This window comes from Guyparkeria sp., from assembly GCF_046545975.1.
In the GTDB taxonomy this organism is placed as follows: domain Bacteria; phylum Pseudomonadota; class Gammaproteobacteria; order Halothiobacillales; family Halothiobacillaceae; genus Guyparkeria.
The window spans coordinates 1-2,853 of the sequence record NZ_JBKGYT010000130.1; the positions used below are offsets into that span (position 1 = coordinate 1).

The 2,853-nt window shown below is 66.2% G+C and carries 3 protein-coding genes; 2 read left to right on the plus strand and 1 reads right to left on the minus strand.

Translation table 11 applies throughout. From position 1 onward, the window contains the following. Both ACLFMY_RS08840 and speD read left to right on the plus strand, forming a co-directional pair. Positions 1-420: OsmC family protein (locus ACLFMY_RS08840; RefSeq protein ID WP_410764293.1), on the plus strand; the 420-nt coding region annotated here is incomplete at its 5' end. A 144-nt stretch (positions 421-564) separates the two neighbouring features. Next, positions 565-1,386: an adenosylmethionine decarboxylase gene (gene speD / locus ACLFMY_RS08845; protein WP_410764294.1), complete on the plus strand. Its 822-nt coding sequence runs from the start codon at positions 565-567 to the stop codon at positions 1,384-1,386. An 8-nt stretch (positions 1,387-1,394) separates the two neighbouring features. On the opposite strand, the gene ACLFMY_RS08850 is transcribed toward speD, so the two are convergent. After that, on the minus strand, positions 1,395-2,657 hold the full coding sequence (locus tag ACLFMY_RS08850) for a (Fe-S)-binding protein (RefSeq protein ID WP_410764295.1): 1,263 nt from the start codon (positions 2,655-2,657) through the stop codon (positions 1,395-1,397). Positions 2,658-2,853: the final 196 nt, after the last annotated feature.

Here is a 2,853-nt window from a genome sequence, read left to right on the forward strand (position 1 = left end):
GCACGAGTGAAATGGGTCGACGGCATGGCCTTCATGGCCGAGGCGGATAGCGGACACGCGATCGTCATGGACGGCGCGCCGGAGATCGGCGGGCGCAACGCCGGTCCGCGGCCGATGGAGATGGTGCTGATGGGTCTGGGCGGCTGTACGGCCATCGACGTGATGATGATCCTGGGCAAGCAGCGCCAGCCGGTCGAGGACTGCTGGATCGAGCTGTCCGCCGAGCGCGCGGACGTCAAGGCGCCCAAGGTGTTCACCACCATCCACACCCGCTACGTGGTGGTCGGCAAGGGGCTTGACCCCGCCAAGGTCGAGCGGGCGGTGAACCTCTCGGCGGAGAAGTACTGCTCCGTGTCGGCGATGCTGCGCGACAGCGTGGAACTGAGCCACGATTTCGAGGTCCGTGAACCGGAGTCGTGATCGACGTCCGGTTTCGTGGTCATCCGGCGGGTGGCGGTTTACACTTCCGCCTGCGGAGGTGCCGGTGGCGGCGTCTCGTGATCACAGGTTTGAAAACGCCCGGCCCTGTACGGCCGGGCGCCTTGTTTTTGTCAGGGGGTAGTCATGGGTGAGTCGTCGGTCACCTTGCACGGGTTCAACAACCTCAGCAAGACGCTGAGCATGTCGATCTTCGACATCTGCTATGCCAAGACCCGTGCGCAGGTCAACGAGTACATCGCCTACATCGACGAGGTCTACGATGCCGACCGGCTGACCCAGATCCTCACCGACGTGACCGAGATGATCGGGGCGAACATCCTCAACGTCGCGCGCCAGGACTACGAGCCCCAGGGGGCGTCGGTCACCATCCTCATCTCCGAGGAGCCGGTGATCGCCGAGGGGATCGACTACCACGAGGAGCCCGGTCCGCTGCCGGGCGACGGCGAACCGGTCCGCGAGTCGGTGGTCGCCCACCTCGACAAGAGTCACATCACCGTGCACACCTACCCCGAAAGCCACCCGGAAAACGGCATCTCGACCTTCCGGGCCGACATCGACGTGTCCACCTGTGGCCGGATCTCGCCGTTGCGCGCGCTCAACTACCTGATCCACAGCTTCGACTCGGACATCGTCACGCTCGACTACCGGGTGCGCGGCTTCACCCGCGACATCCACGGGCGCAAGCACTTCATCGACCACGAGATCAACTCGATCCAGAACTACATGTCCGAGGACACGCGCGAGCGCTACCAGATGATCGACGTGAACGTCTACCAGGAGAACATCTTCCACACCAAGATGCTCCTCAAGGACTTCGATCTGGACAACTACCTGTTCGGGCACGGCACCGACGACTACAGCCCGCAGGTGTGCGCCCGCATCGAGAAGGCGCTGAAGAAGGAAATGCACGAGATCTTCTACGGCCGCAACATGGCCGAGCTGTAGGACGGGGGTCAGCCCGGGGTGTTGCCGCCCCGCTCGAACGCCGCGGCCAGCAGTTCCACCGGCTGGATTACCGGGACGTCCGTCCCGCCGGCGAGATGCGTGGCGCAGCCGACATTGGCGCTGACGACGAAGTCCGGGGCGAGGGAGGCGATCGAGGCGAGCTTCGGCGCGCGCAGTGTGCGGGCCTGCTCCGGATAGAGCAGCACATGCATCCCGGCCGCACCGCAGCAGCGCTCGTTGCCGTCGATCTCCACCAGTTCCAGCCCCGGGATGCGCTCGAGCAGGGCGCGGGTCGCACCAGCCTGTCCGAGATGGTTGCGCTGGCTGCAGGGGGTATGGATGGCGATGCGCCAGCCCGGGGTCTGCATGGCCGGCCAGTCGGCGGGATCGGTCTCCAGCAGCCACTCGGTGACCTCGCGGATGCGAAGATCGTGACTCGACTCGAGTGCCGCCAGTTCGCTGCGGCAGGCCGTGCCCAGCACCACCACCTCGTTCACGCCGGCGTCGAGAAAGACGCGGGCGTTGCGTTCGCGCAAGGCCTCGGCCGGGTCCGGCTCTCCGCCGTGGACATGCATCGCCCCGCAGCAGACCTGCTCCCGCGGCGTGATCACCCGGTAACCGAGTGCCGCGAGGACTTCCCTTGCGGCGCGCGCGGCGTTGGCGTTCATCGCCTCGCCGGTGCAGCCGATGAACAGGCCGATCGTGCCGCGCGCTGCCCCGTCACCCCCGCCGGCAGGGCGGGAAGTTCTCGCGAGCGGGGCGGGCGGCCGCTTCGGCAGGGCGGCGCCGAGGCGACCGGAAAGCCGGCGGACAACCCCACCCAGGCCCAGCGCATGAAGGACCCGGTATCCCTTCCACGCCGCGCCCATGACGTGGCGACGCTGCAGCACCCCGTCGCGCAGCCAGCGGAACGGACGGGCCAGTGCGCGGGGTTGCGATGCGGTTGCCGACTCGCGCGCCAGGCGCTCGCGGCCGGAATCGATCAGGCGACCGAAGGCCACGCCGGAGGGGCAGACGGCTTCGCAGGCACGACAGGTCAGGCAGCCGTCGAGGTGATCGCGAACGCTCTCGTCCACCGACAGTTCCCCCTGGCTGATGCCCAGCAGAAGGCTCACGCGCCCGCGGGGGCCGTCGGCTTCGTTCTCCGTGATGGAGAAGGTGGGGCAGTGCGGGACGCAGATCCCGCACATGACGCAGTCGAGCGCGTCGCGGCGGATGGTGTCGTCGAGGTCGAGGCGGGATGACTCGGCGGAAGAGGATTCGGCTGACATGTCTGGAGATTGCAGCGGCGGCGGGGTTTGGTCAAGCAGACAGGCCCCGGCTTCACGGCGCTATCATAAAAAAACCATCGCCTGCATAAAAAAAGGGGTTGCACGGGGTGGGTAATTAGTATATCTTGATACTGTGAATTGCTTATCCTCCTTTGGTGGTTCTTGTTGTTGCCGGCGCTTGCCGGCATTTTTTTTG

Coding starts and splice junctions, on each gene's coding strand:
- ACLFMY_RS08850 (WP_410764295.1), bottom strand. CDS start 2,657: ATGTCAGCCGAATCCTCTTCCGCCGAGTCATCCCGCCTCGACCTCGAC.
- speD (WP_410764294.1), top strand. CDS start 565: ATGGGTGAGTCGTCGGTCACCTTGCACGGGTTCAACAACCTCAGCAAG.